The organism is Pseudomonas cerasi, assembly GCF_027983475.1.
Lineage (GTDB): Bacteria > Pseudomonadota > Gammaproteobacteria > Pseudomonadales > Pseudomonadaceae > Aquipseudomonas > Aquipseudomonas cerasi.
Window position 1 is genome coordinate 388,725 of sequence record NZ_JAQJVM010000001.1, and the last position, 15,189, is coordinate 403,913.

Annotated in this window: 14 protein-coding genes, 1 tRNA gene and 1 pseudogene; 12 read left to right on the forward strand and 4 right to left on the reverse strand. The window is 57.8% G+C overall.

Going from position 1 to position 15,189, the window contains the following annotated elements:
* Nucleotides 1-166: 166 nt before the first annotated feature.
* The 3 genes and pseudogenes from hrpL to PI739_RS01805 form a co-directional block, all read left to right on the forward strand.
* Nucleotides 167-721 (forward strand): RNA polymerase sigma factor HrpL, encoded by a 555-nt coding sequence (gene hrpL / locus PI739_RS01795; RefSeq protein ID WP_003365122.1) that lies wholly within the window; start codon nucleotides 167-169, stop codon nucleotides 719-721.
* 73 nt (nucleotides 722-794) lie between these two features.
* Nucleotides 795-3,101: a type III effector HrpK domain-containing protein gene (locus PI739_RS01800; RefSeq protein WP_058416988.1), complete on the forward strand. Its 2,307-nt coding sequence runs from the start codon at nucleotides 795-797 to the stop codon at nucleotides 3,099-3,101.
* 258 nt (nucleotides 3,102-3,359) lie between these two features.
* Nucleotides 3,360-3,568: pseudogene (locus PI739_RS01805) on the forward strand (hypothetical protein); the annotation flags it as partial.
* A 147-nt stretch (nucleotides 3,569-3,715) separates the two neighbouring features.
* Here the strand turns inward: PI739_RS01805 and PI739_RS01810 are convergent.
* The 3 genes from PI739_RS01810 to PI739_RS01820 form a co-directional block, all read right to left on the reverse strand.
* Complete coding sequence (locus PI739_RS01810) at nucleotides 3,716-4,843, reverse strand: T3SS effector HopA1 family protein (RefSeq protein WP_003365117.1); 1,128 nt, start codon at nucleotides 4,841-4,843, stop codon at nucleotides 3,716-3,718.
* A gap of 59 nt (nucleotides 4,844-4,902) precedes the next feature.
* Nucleotides 4,903-5,286 carry a type III secretion system chaperone gene (locus PI739_RS01815; protein ID WP_096105054.1) on the reverse strand — a complete coding sequence of 128 codons (384 nt, stop codon included), beginning with the start codon at nucleotides 5,284-5,286 and terminating at the stop codon, nucleotides 4,903-4,905.
* 320 nt (nucleotides 5,287-5,606) lie between these two features.
* Nucleotides 5,607-5,691, reverse strand: a tRNA-Leu gene (locus PI739_RS01820).
* Between the two features lie 117 nt (nucleotides 5,692-5,808).
* Between PI739_RS01820 and queA the strand changes: the two genes are divergently transcribed.
* The 6 genes from queA to PI739_RS01850 all read left to right on the forward strand — a co-directional run bounded on the left by queA (nucleotide 5,809) and on the right by PI739_RS01850 (nucleotide 11,893).
* Complete coding sequence (queA, locus tag PI739_RS01825; RefSeq protein ID WP_002552466.1) at nucleotides 5,809-6,873, forward strand: tRNA preQ1(34) S-adenosylmethionine ribosyltransferase-isomerase QueA; 1,065 nt, start codon at nucleotides 5,809-5,811, stop codon at nucleotides 6,871-6,873.
* Nucleotides 6,874-6,887: 14 nt separating this feature from the next.
* On the forward strand, nucleotides 6,888-8,003 hold the full coding sequence (gene tgt, locus PI739_RS01830; protein WP_003365111.1) for a tRNA guanosine(34) transglycosylase Tgt: 1,116 nt from the start codon (nucleotides 6,888-6,890) through the stop codon (nucleotides 8,001-8,003).
* A 53-nt stretch (nucleotides 8,004-8,056) separates the two neighbouring features.
* A complete protein-coding gene (gene yajC, locus PI739_RS01835) occupies nucleotides 8,057-8,392 on the forward strand; it encodes a preprotein translocase subunit YajC (RefSeq protein WP_002552468.1) in 336 nt (111 codons plus the stop codon).
* A 63-nt stretch (nucleotides 8,393-8,455) separates the two neighbouring features.
* The gene (gene secD / locus PI739_RS01840) at nucleotides 8,456-10,324 is read left to right on the forward strand and encodes a protein translocase subunit SecD (RefSeq protein WP_003433461.1); all 1,869 of its coding nucleotides are present in this window, start codon (nucleotides 8,456-8,458) and stop codon (nucleotides 10,322-10,324) included.
* Between the two features lie 9 nt (nucleotides 10,325-10,333).
* Nucleotides 10,334-11,245, forward strand: coding sequence for a protein translocase subunit SecF (gene secF, locus PI739_RS01845; RefSeq protein ID WP_003433459.1), 912 nt, complete (start codon nucleotides 10,334-10,336; stop codon nucleotides 11,243-11,245).
* Nucleotides 11,246-11,353: 108 nt separating this feature from the next.
* The gene (locus PI739_RS01850) at nucleotides 11,354-11,893 is read left to right on the forward strand and encodes a glycine zipper 2TM domain-containing protein (protein WP_002552471.1); all 540 of its coding nucleotides are present in this window, start codon (nucleotides 11,354-11,356) and stop codon (nucleotides 11,891-11,893) included.
* Between the two features lie 66 nt (nucleotides 11,894-11,959).
* Here the strand turns inward: PI739_RS01850 and suhB are convergent, their stop codons facing one another.
* Nucleotides 11,960-12,775, reverse strand: a complete 816-nt coding sequence (gene suhB, locus PI739_RS01855) for a type III secretion system regulator SuhB (RefSeq protein WP_003314166.1) — start codon at nucleotides 12,773-12,775, stop codon at nucleotides 11,960-11,962.
* 215 nt (nucleotides 12,776-12,990) lie between these two features.
* On the opposite strand from suhB, the gene trmJ reads away from it, so the two are divergent.
* The 3 genes from trmJ to iscR all read left to right on the forward strand — a co-directional run bounded on the left by trmJ (nucleotide 12,991) and on the right by iscR (nucleotide 15,182).
* The gene (trmJ, locus tag PI739_RS01860) at nucleotides 12,991-13,755 is read left to right on the forward strand and encodes a tRNA (cytosine(32)/uridine(32)-2'-O)-methyltransferase TrmJ (RefSeq protein ID WP_054080728.1); all 765 of its coding nucleotides are present in this window, start codon (nucleotides 12,991-12,993) and stop codon (nucleotides 13,753-13,755) included.
* Complete coding sequence (cysE, locus tag PI739_RS01865; protein ID WP_003365098.1) at nucleotides 13,755-14,531, forward strand: serine O-acetyltransferase; 777 nt, start codon at nucleotides 13,755-13,757, stop codon at nucleotides 14,529-14,531. The genes trmJ and cysE overlap by 1 nt, the downstream gene beginning before the upstream one ends.
* A 159-nt stretch (nucleotides 14,532-14,690) precedes the next feature.
* Nucleotides 14,691-15,182 carry a Fe-S cluster assembly transcriptional regulator IscR gene (gene iscR / locus PI739_RS01870; RefSeq protein ID WP_002552474.1) on the forward strand — a complete coding sequence of 164 codons (492 nt, stop codon included), beginning with the start codon at nucleotides 14,691-14,693 and terminating at the stop codon, nucleotides 15,180-15,182.
* Nucleotides 15,183-15,189 lie beyond the last annotated feature (7 nt).

The following is a 15,189-nucleotide window of genomic DNA, read 5'->3' on the forward strand; positions in this document are numbered from 1 at the left end:
GCGTTTGTGCCAAAAGCTGCAGAGCCAAAAACCGTGTTGCGCAAAAAAATGTATTTCAAAGAATTTCAAATTTTAAAATAGTTTTATAAAACATGTGCTTATAAATATTTTTTGGCTGGCATGGTTATCGCTATAGGGCTTGCACTCCATCAAATGAGGCAAGCCCATGCTCCCGAATCTTGTGATCCTTGATGTAACCGAACCACGCAAACCATCCTCGTCCGCTGGTATTCGTCAATTGACGGCCGATCAGATCCAGATGCTCAGGGCGTTCATTCAGAAGCGGGTAAAGAACGCCGATGATGTGGATGACATCCTGCAGTGTGTGTTTCTCGAAGCGTTACGCAATGAGCACAAGTTTCAGCACGCCAGCAAACCGCAAACCTGGTTGTGTGGCATTGCACTGAATCTGATCCGCAACCACTTCCGCAAAATGTATCGCCAGCCTTATCAGGAAAGCTGGGAAGACGACGTCCATACCGATCTGGAATGGCACGGCGATATTACTCATCAGGTAGACGGGCACCGGCAGTTGGCACGTGTCATAGAGGCCATCGATTGCTTGCCGACGAACATGCAGAAGGTCCTGGAAGTTTCGCTGGAAATGGACGGCAATTATCAGGAAACCGCCAACACGCTGGGTGTCCCGATCGGCACCGTCCGCTCACGGTTGTCCCGGGCACGGGTGCAGCTCAAGCAACAGATAGACCCGTTTGCCTGAGTGGTTATCTGTCTGGAACCAACTCGCACGCAAAACCACACAGTTGCCATCCCTCACCACTTGGATGGCAACCATGCGTATATCCAGTTCTCCCAGTCCTGCCCTCGGCAGCATCGTGAATCAACCCACCTCTGGCGAACTGGCTGCTGAGACGCCATTGGCCAAAGCCTCGCTCACGCAGAGCGGCGCAGGTGGTGGTCAGGCTTTTGTACAGTTCGGCCAGGCCAACGACAGCCCATCGTCCTTTTCGGGAACCGAGCAAAGCGGCTCATCGCTGATGAGTCTGCTGACTCGCAGCAGCAGTAGCGAAAGTACCTCAAGCGTCGATCAGGACAGTGATCAGGTGTCCCCGATGACGTCGGTCTCGTCAACCGCGAGCGCGTCACCCACGGCGGCCTCCAACCCGGCGAATGCACCGAGCGCGACCGATGCAGCGTTTCTCGATAACTCCGAATACTCTTCGCCCGAGGCGCTCAAGCGCTGGGAACCGATGGTTGCCAACCTGCCGCCCGAAGAGCGCGAGCAGGCCGCCAAAGAACTCAACCGGCCCATCGCCGCAGCCTGGATGGCCAGAGAGAATGGCCCCAACGCCGAAAAGGCGATGGCGTTCATCAATGCCAATCCTGCGTTGAAGACGGCGGTCGACGTCGGCAAGGACGGTGGTAATGCAGATGGCAAAATCACCAACAAAGACCTCAAGGCGTTCGCCAAAAACATGGAGAAGGCGGCCGACAATGCCGACAAGGACGTGGCCAAGTACATGGAAGACAACCCCGGCGCCGATCCTCAATCCCTTGAAATGGTGCGCAGTGCAGCGGTGATGCGCGCCAATATGCCGTTGGCCACGGCTGCCGACCCTCATCATGCAGTCGGGGCGGCGGACAAGACCGATGTCGATGGCAATGTCAGCGCCGAGGGTCTGAAAGCGCTGATTAAAAGTAACCCCGGGTTGTCAGGCACGCTCAAACAGTCGTCCAACATGTGGTCGCAGGCGGGCTTCCTCAGCCAGGTGGATGAAGCCGGTCTGACCGGGCGCAAGAAGGCTGCGCATAGTCCCGACCAGGTGTTCGATGCGTCCAATATGAGCGAGTGGATCAGGAAGAGCGCGCCCAAAAATGGTGGCCAGTTCGCCAGCATGCTCAGCGACGCCGCGACGTTGAATTCGGTAGCCGGTATCGATATCAGCAAACTCAACGCCCAGGTTTTCGAGAAGCCCAAGGCTTACACCGGCGCGCAGAAGGCCGCTGTGATGATCAAGTTGCAGCAGACTCAGCAGAGCGTGATAGCCGGGCGGGATTTGCGCAATACCGAGAAGACCGAGGCGGGCCTTAACGAGCGAATCGCTCAGTTGCAAGCCGATCCTGACGTTCAGGAGTACCTCAACAAAAGCATTCCCGAACAGGAGCGCAGCCTGGTCAGCAGCGATTCGGCGCTGCAGAAGGCCGTGACTGAGCAGGTTCAAAACGTCAACAGCGGAAAGGCCTTGCAAACCGACCTGGCAACCGCAGACAAGGCCGTCGACAAACACAACCCCGACCCCGATTACAGCGGCGCCATCACCGGCCTGTCGGCTCAACTGCAACTGCAAAAAGACCTGTTTCCCGATGCTCAGGTGCCCACTGCCCAGCAAGTATTCAACAACCAGCCTGATGAAGTGCAAACGAAGATTGCCGATTCCTACGTTCGCAACTTCAGCGAGGGGGGCGCTCTGAAACAACTGCTTGGCCAGAAAAAGTCTGACGCCGGTGAGTCTCTGCAAACCGCAGATAACCAGAAAGCGGCGTATGAAAGCGTGCTGCCCGCTGATTTCGTTAATGGTGAGCGTGAGAGCTACACGGCCAGCACCTTGTCCGAACTGCAGAACTCCAAAAAAGGCCGCAAGTTGCTGGAGGGCAAGACCGATGAAGAGGGTGGCCCTTCGCTGGCAGAGCAGCTCGCCGAGCAAGGTATCGGAGGCAAGGCATTCAATTCGGTCATGGGCTTCGCGTCAGTGTCTGACAGGCTCGCCAGCGGCGACAAGCTGGGCGCGGCTCAGAGCATCATCGACAGCTCCAGGTTGGGTGCGGAGGCAATCAAGGGCGGCATAGACACCGGCGCGAAAATGATGGGTCGCGAGGCGTCTGCCGGCCTTGGTCGTCTGGGCGGGCAGATGATCGGCCGCGCTGTCGGTCTGGTTGCCGGTGAAGCCACAGGGCTTGCCGCAGGCGCAGCGCTGGGTGCTGCAATCCCGGTGATCGGCTGGGCCATCGACGGCGCCATGGCTTTGGGTTTTGGTATTTCGGCGATTATCGATGCAGTCAAAAAGCACAAGGCACAGAAGGCGTTTGATCATAACGTTGACCCGGTGCTGGATCAGTTCGGGATTGACAGGGCGCATTGATAGCAGGGAAGAGGTTGAACTCTTTTCAAGCCTCTTCCTCTTGTGCTGTGTATGAGGTGCTTGTATTGTTCCGCCCGTCTTCAATCCTAGGGTTTTTTACTTGCCAGGAAAGTATTGGCATGTTGATGCCGAGGTTGAGGAACACGTTGCCCATAGGCAGCGGTTGGCAAGTTTATCCAGTGTCGCGTTCGGACCCATCAGGCACCTACTCAAAAATAATTCAAAAGCCCGCGGTGAGCGGGCTTTTTCATATTGATTGCTCCTGCGTTGTCGTGCGTAGGCAGAGACCGTCTGTTTATCCTCATTCGTGATGCGCGCGAGCAGGTTCCTCGCCAACGGGCTTATCACAAGACCACTCATAGCCATCTACCCAGTCGGTGATAAAGGCTCCGGAGAAAGCGGTTGGAGACCAAAAAACCGATCAGAGGCTGATTCAGCATTCAGGCTGCGGCGCTCAGTACTGTTCCGGCTTTTAATGAACTGCTAAACACCCCTGAAATAGAAAACGCCCGATGCGGTGCATCGAGCGTTTTAAGTGTGAAACAGGTATAAATCTATCTCAGGACCACACAGGTAATAAGGGCAGTGAGTGTGTCAGCTATTTAGCCCCGATTTCAGTTTCGCGCCCTGAGCGCCGGATTTTCCGGGTCATAGCCTCTTTCTGCCAGCGCCATTTTGAGTCTGTTCTCCATGGGGCCCTGGCCTTTCAAGGCATCCATGATAACGTGTGTTCTCGCCTGTCCGTGGCTGGAAGGCTGCCCTTCAACCGACTCGGCATAAGAAAGACCGAGACCCGTCGACTGCATGCTTAGCGGTGTATGTTCGACGAATCCTTCAGGAGGGATACCGCTCAGCTTTTTCAGCTTTTCGCCCAGTTTTACTGCTTTTGCAAGATCACCATTTATGTAAAGAATGGCAGAGTCAGTTTGCTGGCCATATTTTGCCGGACCGACGACTTTACCTTGTGTCACAGATTTGTGCTTGTCCATCAGGGTTGCCATTGCGAGGGCCAACTGCGCTCCATATTTAGGTTCTACACCAATGGTAAGTCGTCCCGAGTTTGTCTCAGGTGCGCGTTGGTCTTTAGGAACCATTCTAAAAAAGCCGGTTCTGGCATTTCTGTCTTCAGCGATGTATCGGCCCAGATCAAGCTCTTCCTCTTCCCGATCATCATGGATCTGCGGGCGTATGATAAGGTTTTTCTTGTTATCGAGAGCCTGTAGCGTTTCCAGGTAATGTTCTTGCTCTGCCGCATTCATAGGCGTTGTGTCTGGCGTGTCCCTCTTGTAGATCATGTAGATACCGATTTCGGTATCGCGCCCGAGCGCCTCAGCTTTTTCAGCCCATTGCTGGAAGCTGGCAAATGTCTGTTTTGATGTCAGTCGGCTGTCGGCAGCCTTGATTGCGGCGCCCACAGCGCTACTTCCGCCCTTCTCCAGATCGAAGCGTCTGCCCAACATTCTGTCCAGGCGTGGAACTGCCGCCGCTTTCTCGTTGAGTACCTGGGCTATTTGGGCACGCTGGCTTTGTCCGCCAATAAGATGCGCTGCGCCTTTGAAGAACTTGTCTGCTTTGGACTGTTGATCGGGTCTGAGGACCGCGATTGAGCCGTCAGCGGCCGCACGAATCTCGTAACGCTTGCCGTTGACTTCCAACTGACCCTCGGATTTGATTGCCTGAATATCAACGTTTGAATGTCTGAGCGCTTCTACGCTGGAGAAGCGTGCATGGATAGGGTTCACTAAAAGCTCCTTACGCTAAGCAAGAGTAGTTGAAATACGTCGGAAGATTGAAAGCGCGGTCACGTGCGGGCTTCTCGCCAACACTTCATCCATTCGACCAATCCTGCAATTTCGAGCTTCAGCATCTCCACGCTGACTTTTTCCCGCGCGATGCTTTGGTAAGCGTGGTACAGGCCGCTTTGCTCATCCCAGCCAATGCCGGGGCCGGCATTCACAAGGGGGTTGAGAGCGCCAGCCAACAGGCGCTGCAAGGGTAGATCCTCGTGTGGCTCAAGCAGACCAATCAGCAACAAACGTTGATGCTTGTCGTCGCGCAACAGCGTCAGAGCGAATGCCTTGTCGATGATCATGTTGCACGCACCCTTATCGTCAAACGCCAAGGCGGGCATCTCCATGCATCTTGAAAAGTCATCAAGCAACGTTTTGTAGAAAAGGCTACTCATAATCGGTTCGCCACTGTGGATTTGTCGGGTGGGTGGCAAATTTTCCCGATAAGGTTCCATGCGCGTACAGAAACGTCAGGCAGACGCCCTGTCAGTGCTTACGTTTCGAAAGGTTCAAGTGATTAGCGGAGCGGCATTTGGAGGTCTTCGCCCACTGCTCATCGAAGGCATGTGTGTAACGACGAATGTTTAATGCAGGAAGGCTTTGCTGGACGTTTAGCACTCTATTCCGAGAAAGAGGCGGAAGAGCGAGGATTGGATCAAGGCACTTTCCACCAGACGAAAAAAAAGACCTTGAATTTCAAGGTCTTTTTTAAAGGTGGTGCCCCGAGGGAGAATCGAACTCCCACTTCTTTCGAAAACGGATTTTGAATCCGCCGCGTCTACCAATTCCGCCATCAGGGCTCAATGGCGGCGAAGTATAAGGATGAGTTTTCTGTTGGTCAACAGGGATTTACGCAGGTTTTTTACTAATGCCGTCAAACCGGATAAACTTCCCGGCCCTGCTAAACGAACCCGATCATGCGCGTCGCCGACTTTACCTTCGAACTCCCCGATTCCCTGATTGCTCGCCACCCGCTGGCCGAGCGTCGCAGCAGTCGTCTGTTGACCCTCGATGGGCCGACGGGCGCGCTGGCACATCGTCAATTCACCGATTTGCTCGAGCATTTGCGCCCGGGCGATTTGATGGTGTTCAACAATACCCGGGTCATTCCCGCACGTCTGTTCGGGCAAAAGGCCTCCGGCGGCAAGCTGGAAATTCTGGTCGAGCGCGTGCTGGACAGCCATCGTGTGCTGGCGCATGTGCGTTCGAGCAAGTCGCCCAAGCCTGGCTCGTCGATTCTGATCGACGGCGGTGGCGAGGCCGAGATGGTGGCGCGGCACGATGCGCTGTTCGAGCTGCGCTTCGCCGAAGAAGTACTGCCGTTGCTGGAGCGTGTCGGCCATATGCCGTTGCCTCCTTATATAGACCGTCCGGATGAAGGCGCGGATCGCGAGCGCTATCAGACCGTTTACGCGCAGCGTGCGGGTGCTGTGGCTGCACCGACTGCTGGCTTGCATTTCGATCAGCCGCTGCTGGAGGCGATCGCCGCCAAGGGCGTCGAGACTGCGTTCGTCACGCTGCACGTTGGCGCGGGTACATTCCAGCCGGTGCGCGTCGAGCAGATCGAAGATCACCACATGCACAGCGAATGGCTGGAAGTTGGCCAGGACGTGGTCGACGCTGTGGCCGCGTGCCGTGCACGGGGCGGGCGAGTGGTTGCGGTCGGGACCACCAGTGTGCGCTCGCTGGAGAGTGCCGCGCGTGACGGCGAACTGAAGCCGTTCAGCGGCGATACCGACATCTTCATCTATCCAGGCCGGCCGTTTCACGTAGTCGATGCCCTGGTGACCAATTTCCATCTGCCTGAATCCACGCTGTTGATGCTGGTTTCGGCGTTCGCCGGTTATCCCGAGACGATGGCGGCCTACGCGGCGGCCATCGAGCACGGCTACCGCTTCTTCAGTTACGGTGATGCGATGTTCATCACCCGCAATCCCGCGCCGACGGCCCCACAGGAATCGGCACCAGAGGATCACGCATGAGTCGCACCTGTCGTATGTCTTTCGAACTGCTGGCCACCGACGGCAAGGCCCGTCGCGGTCGCCTGACCTTTCCGCGTGGTGTGGTCGAGACCCCGGCGTTCATGCCGGTGGGCACCTATGGCACGGTCAAGGGCATGCTGCCCCGTGATATCGAGGCGACCGGCGCGCAGATGATTCTGGGCAACACGTTTCACCTGTGGCTGCGTCCGGGTACCGAAGTCATCAAGGGCCACGGCGACCTGCACGATTTCATGCAGTGGAAGGGGCCGATTCTGACCGACTCCGGCGGCTTTCAGGTGTTCAGCCTGGGCGCCATGCGCAAGATCAAGGAAGAGGGCGTGACGTTCGCTTCGCCGGTCGATGGTGCCAAGGTGTTCATGGGGCCGGAAGAGTCGATGCAGGTTCAGCGTGATCTGGGCTCGGACGTCGTGATGATCTTCGACGAATGCACGCCGTACCCGGCCGACGAAGATGTAGCGCGGGTCTCCATGGAGCTGTCGCTGCGCTGGGCCAAGCGTTCCAAGATCGCCCACGGCGAAAACACTGCCGCGTTGTTCGGCATCGTTCAGGGCGGCATGCACGAGAACCTGCGCAAGCGCTCGCTGGAAGGCCTGGACGAGATCGGCTTTGACGGTCTGGCGATCGGCGGTCTATCGGTGGGCGAACCCAAGCACGAGATGATCAAGGTGCTGGACTACCTGCCAGGCCTCATGCCGGCAGACAAACCTCGTTACCTGATGGGTGTAGGCAAGCCGGAAGATCTGGTCGAAGGTGTGCGCCGTGGCGTCGACATGTTCGACTGCGTGATGCCCACCCGCAACGCCCGCAACGGCCATCTGTTCACCGATACCGGTGTATTGAAAATCCGTAACGCGTTCCATCGCCACGACAATTCGCCGCTGGACCCGACCTGCGATTGCTACACCTGCAAGAACTTCTCGCGCGCTTATCTGCATCATCTGGACAAGTGCGGGGAAATGCTGGGGAGCATGCTCAATACAATCCATAATTTGCGGCACTACCAGCTGCTTATGGCTGGTTTGCGCGAGGCTATTCAACAGGGTACATTGGCCGCCTTCGTCGATGCCTTCTATGCCAAACGCGGTCTTCCAACGCCGCCTCTGGGTTGAAACAGAACGAGTTTTTCCTGCTTTTTATACTAATTATGTAACTGGAGCGACAAATGAGCTTTTTCATCTCTCCCGCTTTTGCGGATGCTGCTGCACCGGCTGCCGGTCCTGCGGGCAGTGGTTTCGAGTGGATCTTCCTGGTCGGCTTCCTGGTCATCTTCTATCTGATGATCTGGCGTCCACAGGCCAAGCGCGCCAAAGAGCAGAAAAACCTGCTGGGCAACCTGCAGAAAGGCGACGAAGTTGTCACCAGTGGCGGTATCGCGGGCAAGATCAACAAAGTGACCGATGACTTCGTGGTCATCGAAGTGTCTGACACCGTTGAGCTGAAAATCCAGAAGGGCGCCATCGCGGCCACTCTGCCTAAAGGCACCCTGAAAGCGATCTGAGCAACAACTTTTTACCCATCGACGGGGCGCGCAAGGCGCCCCGCGTTTTAAGCGGGCGGCGTGATGCTGAACAAATACCCTCTGTGGAAATACGTACTGATCCTGGCGGTGCTGGTGGTCGGTTTTATTTATTCCGCACCCAATCTCTACCCTGATGATTCTGCCATCCAGATCAGCGGCGCAAGCACTGCGTTGCAAGTCAATCAGGCGGACGTGGATCGTGCAGCCAAGGCGCTTGCCGATGCCGGCATCTCGGTCAAGGCTTCTTCTCTGGCCGAGAATGGCAAGGGCGGTTTGTTGCGTCTGAGCAAGCAGGAAGATCAGTTGCCAGCCAAGGATGTCGTGCGCAAGGCGTTGGGTGACGACTATGTCGTTGCACTGAACCTGGCGCGTACCACGCCGACCTGGTTGCGTCACCTGGGTGCAAGCCCGATGAAGCTTGGTCTCGACCTGTCCGGCGGTGTGCACTTCCTGCTGGAAGTCGACATGGACAAGGCGATCGATGCACGTCTGAAAGTCTACGAAGGCGAAGTCAAATCCCTGTTGCGCAAGGAAAAGGTGCGTTATCGCAGCCTGCCGCAGCTGGGCAATGTGATTCAGCTGGGCTTCACCGACGACGCAGAGCGTGAGCAGGCGCGTGCACTGGTACGCAAGACCTTTACCGATTTCGAAATCACGCCTGCCGAGCTGAACGGTATCCCGGTACTGCGCATGGCGTTGACGCCTGCCAAGCTGGCCGAGATTCGCGAATACTCGATCAAGCAGAACCTGACCACCGTGCGTAACCGGGTCAACGAGCTGGGTGTTGCCGAGCCGCTGGTTCAGCGCCAGGGTGCCAACCGCATCGTGGTCGAGCTGCCGGGTGTGCAGGACACGGCCGAAGCCAAGCGTATTCTGGGCAAGACCGCCAACCTCGAATTCCGTCTGGGTGCAGGCCCGGATGATTCGAAAGGCACCACCGAGATGTTCGAATTCCGCGAAGGCGGTCGTCCGGCAGCGGCGGTGGAGCGTGGTCTGATCATTACCGGTGATCAGGTGACTGACGCCAAGGCCAGCTTCGACGAGCATGGTCGTCCACAGGTGAACATCAACCTCGATGGTCACGGCGGCGAACTGATGAGCCGTGCAACCCGCAGCAATGTGGGGCGCAGCATGGCGGTGATCTTCATCGAGCAGCGTCCGACCACCACCTACACCAAACAGATGGTCGATGGCGTCGAGAAAGACGTGCCGGTGCAGACTTTCAAGGAAGACAAGAAAATCATCAGTCTGGCGACCATTCAGTCGCCACTGGGCAGCCAGTTCCGGATTACCGGTCTGAATGGTCAGGGTGAGTCTTCCGAGCTGGCGCTGCTGTTGCGTGCCGGTGGTCTGGCGGCGCCGATGTACTTCGCTGAAGAGCGCACCATCGGTCCTAGCCTGGGTGCCGACAACATCACCAAGGGTATCGACGCTTCCCTGTGGGGCATGCTGTTCGTCTCGCTGTTCATCATGGCGATCTACCGCTTCTTCGGTCTGATCGCGACCGTGGCACTGGCCCTCAACATGGTCATGCTGCTGGCATTGATGTCCTTGCTGGGTGCCACACTGACCCTGCCGGGTATCGCCGGTATCGTGTTGACCATGGGTATGGCGGTGGACGCCAACGTGCTGATCTTCTCGCGGATTCGTGAAGAGATCGCCAACGGCATGACGGTTCAGCGTGCTATCAACGAAGGTTTCGATCGTGCCTACACGGCGATCCTCGACGCCAACCTGACGACGCTGCTGGTCGGCGGCATTCTCTTTGCGATGGGCACCGGCCCGGTCAAGGGGTTTGCGGTGACCATGTCGCTCGGGATCTTTACCTCGATGTTCACGGCCATCATGGTGACCCGCGCTATGGTCAACCTGATCTACGGCGGTCGTGACTTCAAGAAGTTGTGGATTTAAGGGGCTGCCATGTTACGTACCATCAACTTCATGGGCGTTCGCAATGTTGCGTTCGCCATCACAATGCTCCTTACCGTACTGGCGTTGTTCAGCTGGTTCCATAAAGGGCTCAACTTTGGTCTGGACTTCACCGGCGGTACGCTCATCGAGCTGACCTACGAACGTCCCGCCGACCTGGGCAAGGTTCGTCAGGAGCTGGTTTCGGCGGGCTATCACGAAGCCGTTGTACAGAGCTTCGGCGCCACCACCGACTTGCTGGTGCGCATGCCGGGTGAAGACCCGCAACTGGGCACCCAGGTTGCCGAGGCGCTGCGCAAGGCCGGTGCCGATAACCCGGCAGTGGTCAAGCGTGTCGAGTTCGTCGGCCCGCAGGTCGGTGAAGAGCTGCGCGATCAGGGCGGCCTCGGCATGCTGATGGCGCTGGGTGGTGTTCTGATCTACCTGGCATTCCGCTTCCAGTGGAAATTCGCAGTCGGGGCGATCGTCTCGCTGATTCACGACGTGGTGGTGACGATGGGGATCCTGTCGTTCTTCCAGATCACCTTCGACCTGACGGTGCTGGCGGCGGTGCTGGCGATCATCGGCTACTCGCTGAACGACACCATTGTGGTCTTCGACCGGGTACGCGAAAACTTCCGCCTGCTGCGCAAGGCTTCGTTGATCGAGAACATCAACATCTCCACTACGCAGACACTGCTGCGCACCATTGCCACCTCGGTTTCGACCCTGTTGGCGATCGTGGCGTTGTGGGTGTTTGGCGGTGACAGCCTGGAAGGCTTCTCCATCGCGTTGTTCATCGGCGTACTGGCGGGTACCTACTCGTCCATCTACATCGCCAACGTGGTGCTGATCTGGCTGAACCTGACCACCGAGGATCTGATTCCTCCAGTGGTCGTCGAGAAGGCTGACGACCTCCCGTAGGTCCGGCCATCATAAAAAAGGCGCGAGTGCTGAACTCGCGCCTTTTTTTATGCTCCAAGGCTAGGCATTGCGCAGCCATGCTGCGTTTCGATTGGTCAGGAGGTTCAAGTGAACAAGTCTATGCTTGTTGGTGCTGTGTTAGGTGCTGCTGTCGTGACTGCTGGCGGCGCCGTTGCCACCTATAGCTTGGTCAAGGGTGGTCCTGAGTATGCGGATGTATTGGCGGTAGAGCCTATCAATCAGCAGATCAAAACCCCCCGTGAAGTTTGCAAGGACGTAACCGTTACCCGTCAGGCGCCGGTCAAGGACCAGCATCAGATCGTCGGTAGCGTTATTGGCGCGGTTGCCGGTGGCTTGCTGGGTAACCAGATCGGTGGCGGTAACGGCAAGAAGATCGCTACAGTCGCGGGCGCGGTAGGTGGTGGTTATGCGGGTAACAAGGTTCAGGAAGGCATGCAGGAGCGTGATACCTACACCACTACGCAGAACCGCTGCACGACGGTCAATGATGTGAGCGACAAGGTTGTGGGCTACAACGTCAAGTACAAGCTGAACGAGAAGGTGGGTCAGGTTCGTATGGAGCGTGATCCGGGTAGCCAGATTCCGGTCGACAAGAACGGTCAGCTGATATTGGGTCAGGCGCAGTAACGCCAGCCGCTGAGCTTCAGAAGACATAAAAAAACCGGCTTGCGCCGGTTTTTTTATGCCTGCCGCTTAACGCTTGAGCGAAGCTGGCAGGTGCGGTGCGATCGCGGTCAGTACCGCCTTGAAGCACTTGGTGTTGCCGGCAACGATGTGGCCTTTCTCGAGGAAGTCGTGACCACCGGTGAAATCGCTGACCAGACCGCCTGCTTCCTGAATCAGCAGGGCGCCTGCGGCCATGTCCCACTCGGACAGGCCCGACTCCCAGAACGCATCGAAGCGACCGGCAGCGACATAAGCCAGGTCGAGGCTGGCAGCACCTGCGCGGCGGATGCCGGCGGTCTGGCCTACCAGGCTACGGAACATGCCCAGGTAGTTCTCGATGTTGTCCATCTGGTTGTCACGAAACGGGAAGCCGGTGCCGAGCAAGGCGCCTTCCAGGCTCTTGCGCTGGCTGACGCGCAGACGGCGACCATTCAGGGCTGCGCCACGACCACGGCTTGCGGTGAATTCTTCCTGGCGGACCGGGTCGAGAACCACGGCGTGCTCGAGGCGGCCGCGGTATTTGCAGGCGATGCTGACGGCAAAGTGCGGGATGCCGCGAACGAAGTTGGTGGTGCCGTCCAGTGGGTCGATGATCCACAGGTAGTCGGTGCCTTCGCCGCTGCCTTCGTGCAGGCCGCTTTCTTCGCCGAGAATGCCGTGAGTCGGGTAGGCCTTGCGCAGAGCGGTGATGATGCTTTGCTCGGCAGCGCGGTCGATCTCTGTGACGTAGTCTTTGGCTTCTTTTTCGTCAACCTTGATGGTATCCAGGCGCTCGATGGAGCGGAAAATCAATTCGCTGGCGCTGCGGGCGGCGCGCAGCGCGATATTCAGCATGGGCTGCATGGATAATTCACCTAAGGTTGTTAAAGAGAGCCGGGCATTCTATGGGCTGATTCGAATTATTTCCAGCCTTGCGTTGTTACGGTTGTCGGGTTCGTGTGTGTTTTTTTGCGTCCGGCGCGGTCGCTCATGCTGTTGCAGCTCTCACAGCTTCATGGCGTTAGTCGAGCCGTTTCTGTAAGATTTGCCCCCCTAATTCGTATCAGTGAGCGTTCGCTTTGTTGCAGAACATTCGTGTTGTCCTGGTCGGCACTACCCATCCCGGAAATATCGGCGGGGCTGCTCGCGCCATGAAAAACATGGGGCTTTCGCGTCTGGTGCTGGTCGATCCGCGCATTTTTCCTTCGCCCGATGCCGATGCGCGTGCGTCCGGCGCTACCGACATTCTCGAGGGCGCGCAGGTGGTGGCGACCATTGAAGAAGCGCTGGTCGGCTGCCGTCTGGTGCTGGGCACCAGCGCGCGGGATCGAAGCCTGCCGTGGCCTATGCTGGATCCGCGTGCCTCGGGTGAAAAAGTCATCGAACAGGCCGGCGACGGTATCGAGGTGGCGCTGGTGTTCGGTCGCGAACATGCGGGCCTGACCAACGAAGAGCTGCAGCGTTGCCACTTCCATGTGCACATCCCGTCTGACCCCGCGTTCAGTTCTCTCAATCTGGCGGCTGCCGTACAGGTGCTCAGTTATGAGGTGCGCGTGGCCTGGCTGGCTGCCGCGGAGCAGGGCGAGGCTTCAAGGCCTGCGTCGGCGCACAGTGCCGAACTGGCGACCATGGACGAAATGGAAGGTTTCTACACCCACCTCGAGGCCACGCTGGTGGCCATCGGCTTTCTTGATCCGGAAAAGCCACGGCATCTGATGGCTCGGTTGCGCAGGCTGTACGGGCGTAGCGAAGTCGAGCGATCCGAGCTGAGTATCCTGCGCGGTGTGCTCACTGAAACCCAGAAAGCCGCGCGCGGTGAACCCTACAAGCGAAAGGATCAGTGATGTTCGAGCGTCTGCGAGAAGACATTCAAAGCGTGTTCCACCGCGATCCCGCAGCGCGCAACGCCTTTGAAGTCCTGACCTGCTATCCGGGGATGCACGCGATCTGGCTGCACCGCTTCGCCCATATTCTGTGGCGCAACGGCTGGAAATGGCCGGCACGGGTGGTCTCGAACTTCGGCCGCTGGATGACCGGTATCGAGATCCATCCGGGCGCGCGCATCGGCCGCCGTTTTTTCATCGATCACGGCATGGGCATCGTGATCGGCGAAACCGCCGAGATCGGCAATGACGTCACCCTCTACCAGGGCGTGACCCTGGGTGGCACCAGCTGGAATGCCGGCAAGCGCCATCCGACGCTGGAAGATGGTGTGGTGGTCGGGGCGGGTGCCAAGGTACTCGGGCCGTTTACGGTGGGCGCCGGCGCCAAGATCGGCTCCAACGCAGTGGTCACCAAGGCTGTGCCTGCGGGCGCAACCGCAGTGGGCATCCCGGGGCGCATCATCGTCAAGTCGGACGATGAGGTTGAGGCCAGGCGCAAGGCCATGGCCGAGAAGCTCGGCTTCGATGCCTACGGTGTCAGTGCAGATATGCCCGATCCGGTCGCGCGCGCCATTGGCCAGTTGCTTGACCATTTGCAGGCTGTCGATGGGCGCCTGGAAGGCATGTGCGATGCACTCGGCAGGCTTGGCAGTGATTACCGCGCCAAGGAGTTGCCGGAGCTGCGTGACGAAGTTTTCGACTGCGTCAAGGACTGCCAGGAAGGCAAGGTCGGCTAGCGCTCACGGTGGGCAGGGTGCGTGCCATTACGCCGCACCTTTGCTATGATGCAGCCCGCGCTTTTCGCTAATCCCGACTGTTTTACTTGGTCTAATAGTTGACTCTTTTACTCGGGAATAGCATACTCGCTCTCATTCCGAACCTCTGCGGTATACGCCATGCGACTGACTACTAAAGGCCGATACGCTGTAACAGCCATGCTTGACCTGGCGTTGCACGCGCAGAACGGGCCAGTGTCTCTGGCCGACATCTCCGAGCGGCAGGGTATTTCCCTGTCCTACCTCGAGCAGCTGTTCGCCAAGCTGCGTCGCGGCAATCTGGTTTCCAGTGTTCGTGGTCCGGGTGGTGGTTACCAGCTGTCGCGCGACATGAAAGGCATCCAGGTTGCTCAGGTTGTCGATGCAGTCAATGAATCTGTCGATGCCACGCGGTGTCAGGGTCTGGGCGATTGCCATGCTGGCGATACCTGCCTGACTCACCACCTGTGGTGCGACCTGAGCCAGCAGATTCACGAATTTCTAAGCGGTATCAGCTTGGCGGATCTTGTCACTCGCCGTGAGGTACAAGAAGTCGCTCAGCGCCAGGATATGCGCCGTGGTCATAACCACATGTCGCAACTGGGTAAGATCGAAACGTCCGCCGTCGAATGAACGCAGA

Coding starts and splice junctions, on each gene's coding strand:
- hrpL (WP_003365122.1), top strand. CDS start 167: ATGCTCCCGAATCTTGTGATCCTTGATGTAACCGAACCACGCAAACCA.
- PI739_RS01800 (WP_058416988.1), top strand. CDS start 795: ATGCGTATATCCAGTTCTCCCAGTCCTGCCCTCGGCAGCATCGTGAAT.
- PI739_RS01815 (WP_096105054.1), bottom strand. CDS start 5,286: ATGAGTAGCCTTTTCTACAAAACGTTGCTTGATGACTTTTCAAGATGC.
- queA (WP_002552466.1), top strand. CDS start 5,809: ATGCGCGTCGCCGACTTTACCTTCGAACTCCCCGATTCCCTGATTGCT.
- tgt (WP_003365111.1), top strand. CDS start 6,888: ATGTCTTTCGAACTGCTGGCCACCGACGGCAAGGCCCGTCGCGGTCGC.
- yajC (WP_002552468.1), top strand. CDS start 8,057: ATGAGCTTTTTCATCTCTCCCGCTTTTGCGGATGCTGCTGCACCGGCT.
- secD (WP_003433461.1), top strand. CDS start 8,456: ATGCTGAACAAATACCCTCTGTGGAAATACGTACTGATCCTGGCGGTG.
- secF (WP_003433459.1), top strand. CDS start 10,334: ATGTTACGTACCATCAACTTCATGGGCGTTCGCAATGTTGCGTTCGCC.
- suhB (WP_003314166.1), bottom strand. CDS start 12,775: ATGCAGCCCATGCTGAATATCGCGCTGCGCGCCGCCCGCAGCGCCAGC.
- cysE (WP_003365098.1), top strand. CDS start 13,755: ATGTTCGAGCGTCTGCGAGAAGACATTCAAAGCGTGTTCCACCGCGAT.
- iscR (WP_002552474.1), top strand. CDS start 14,691: ATGCGACTGACTACTAAAGGCCGATACGCTGTAACAGCCATGCTTGAC.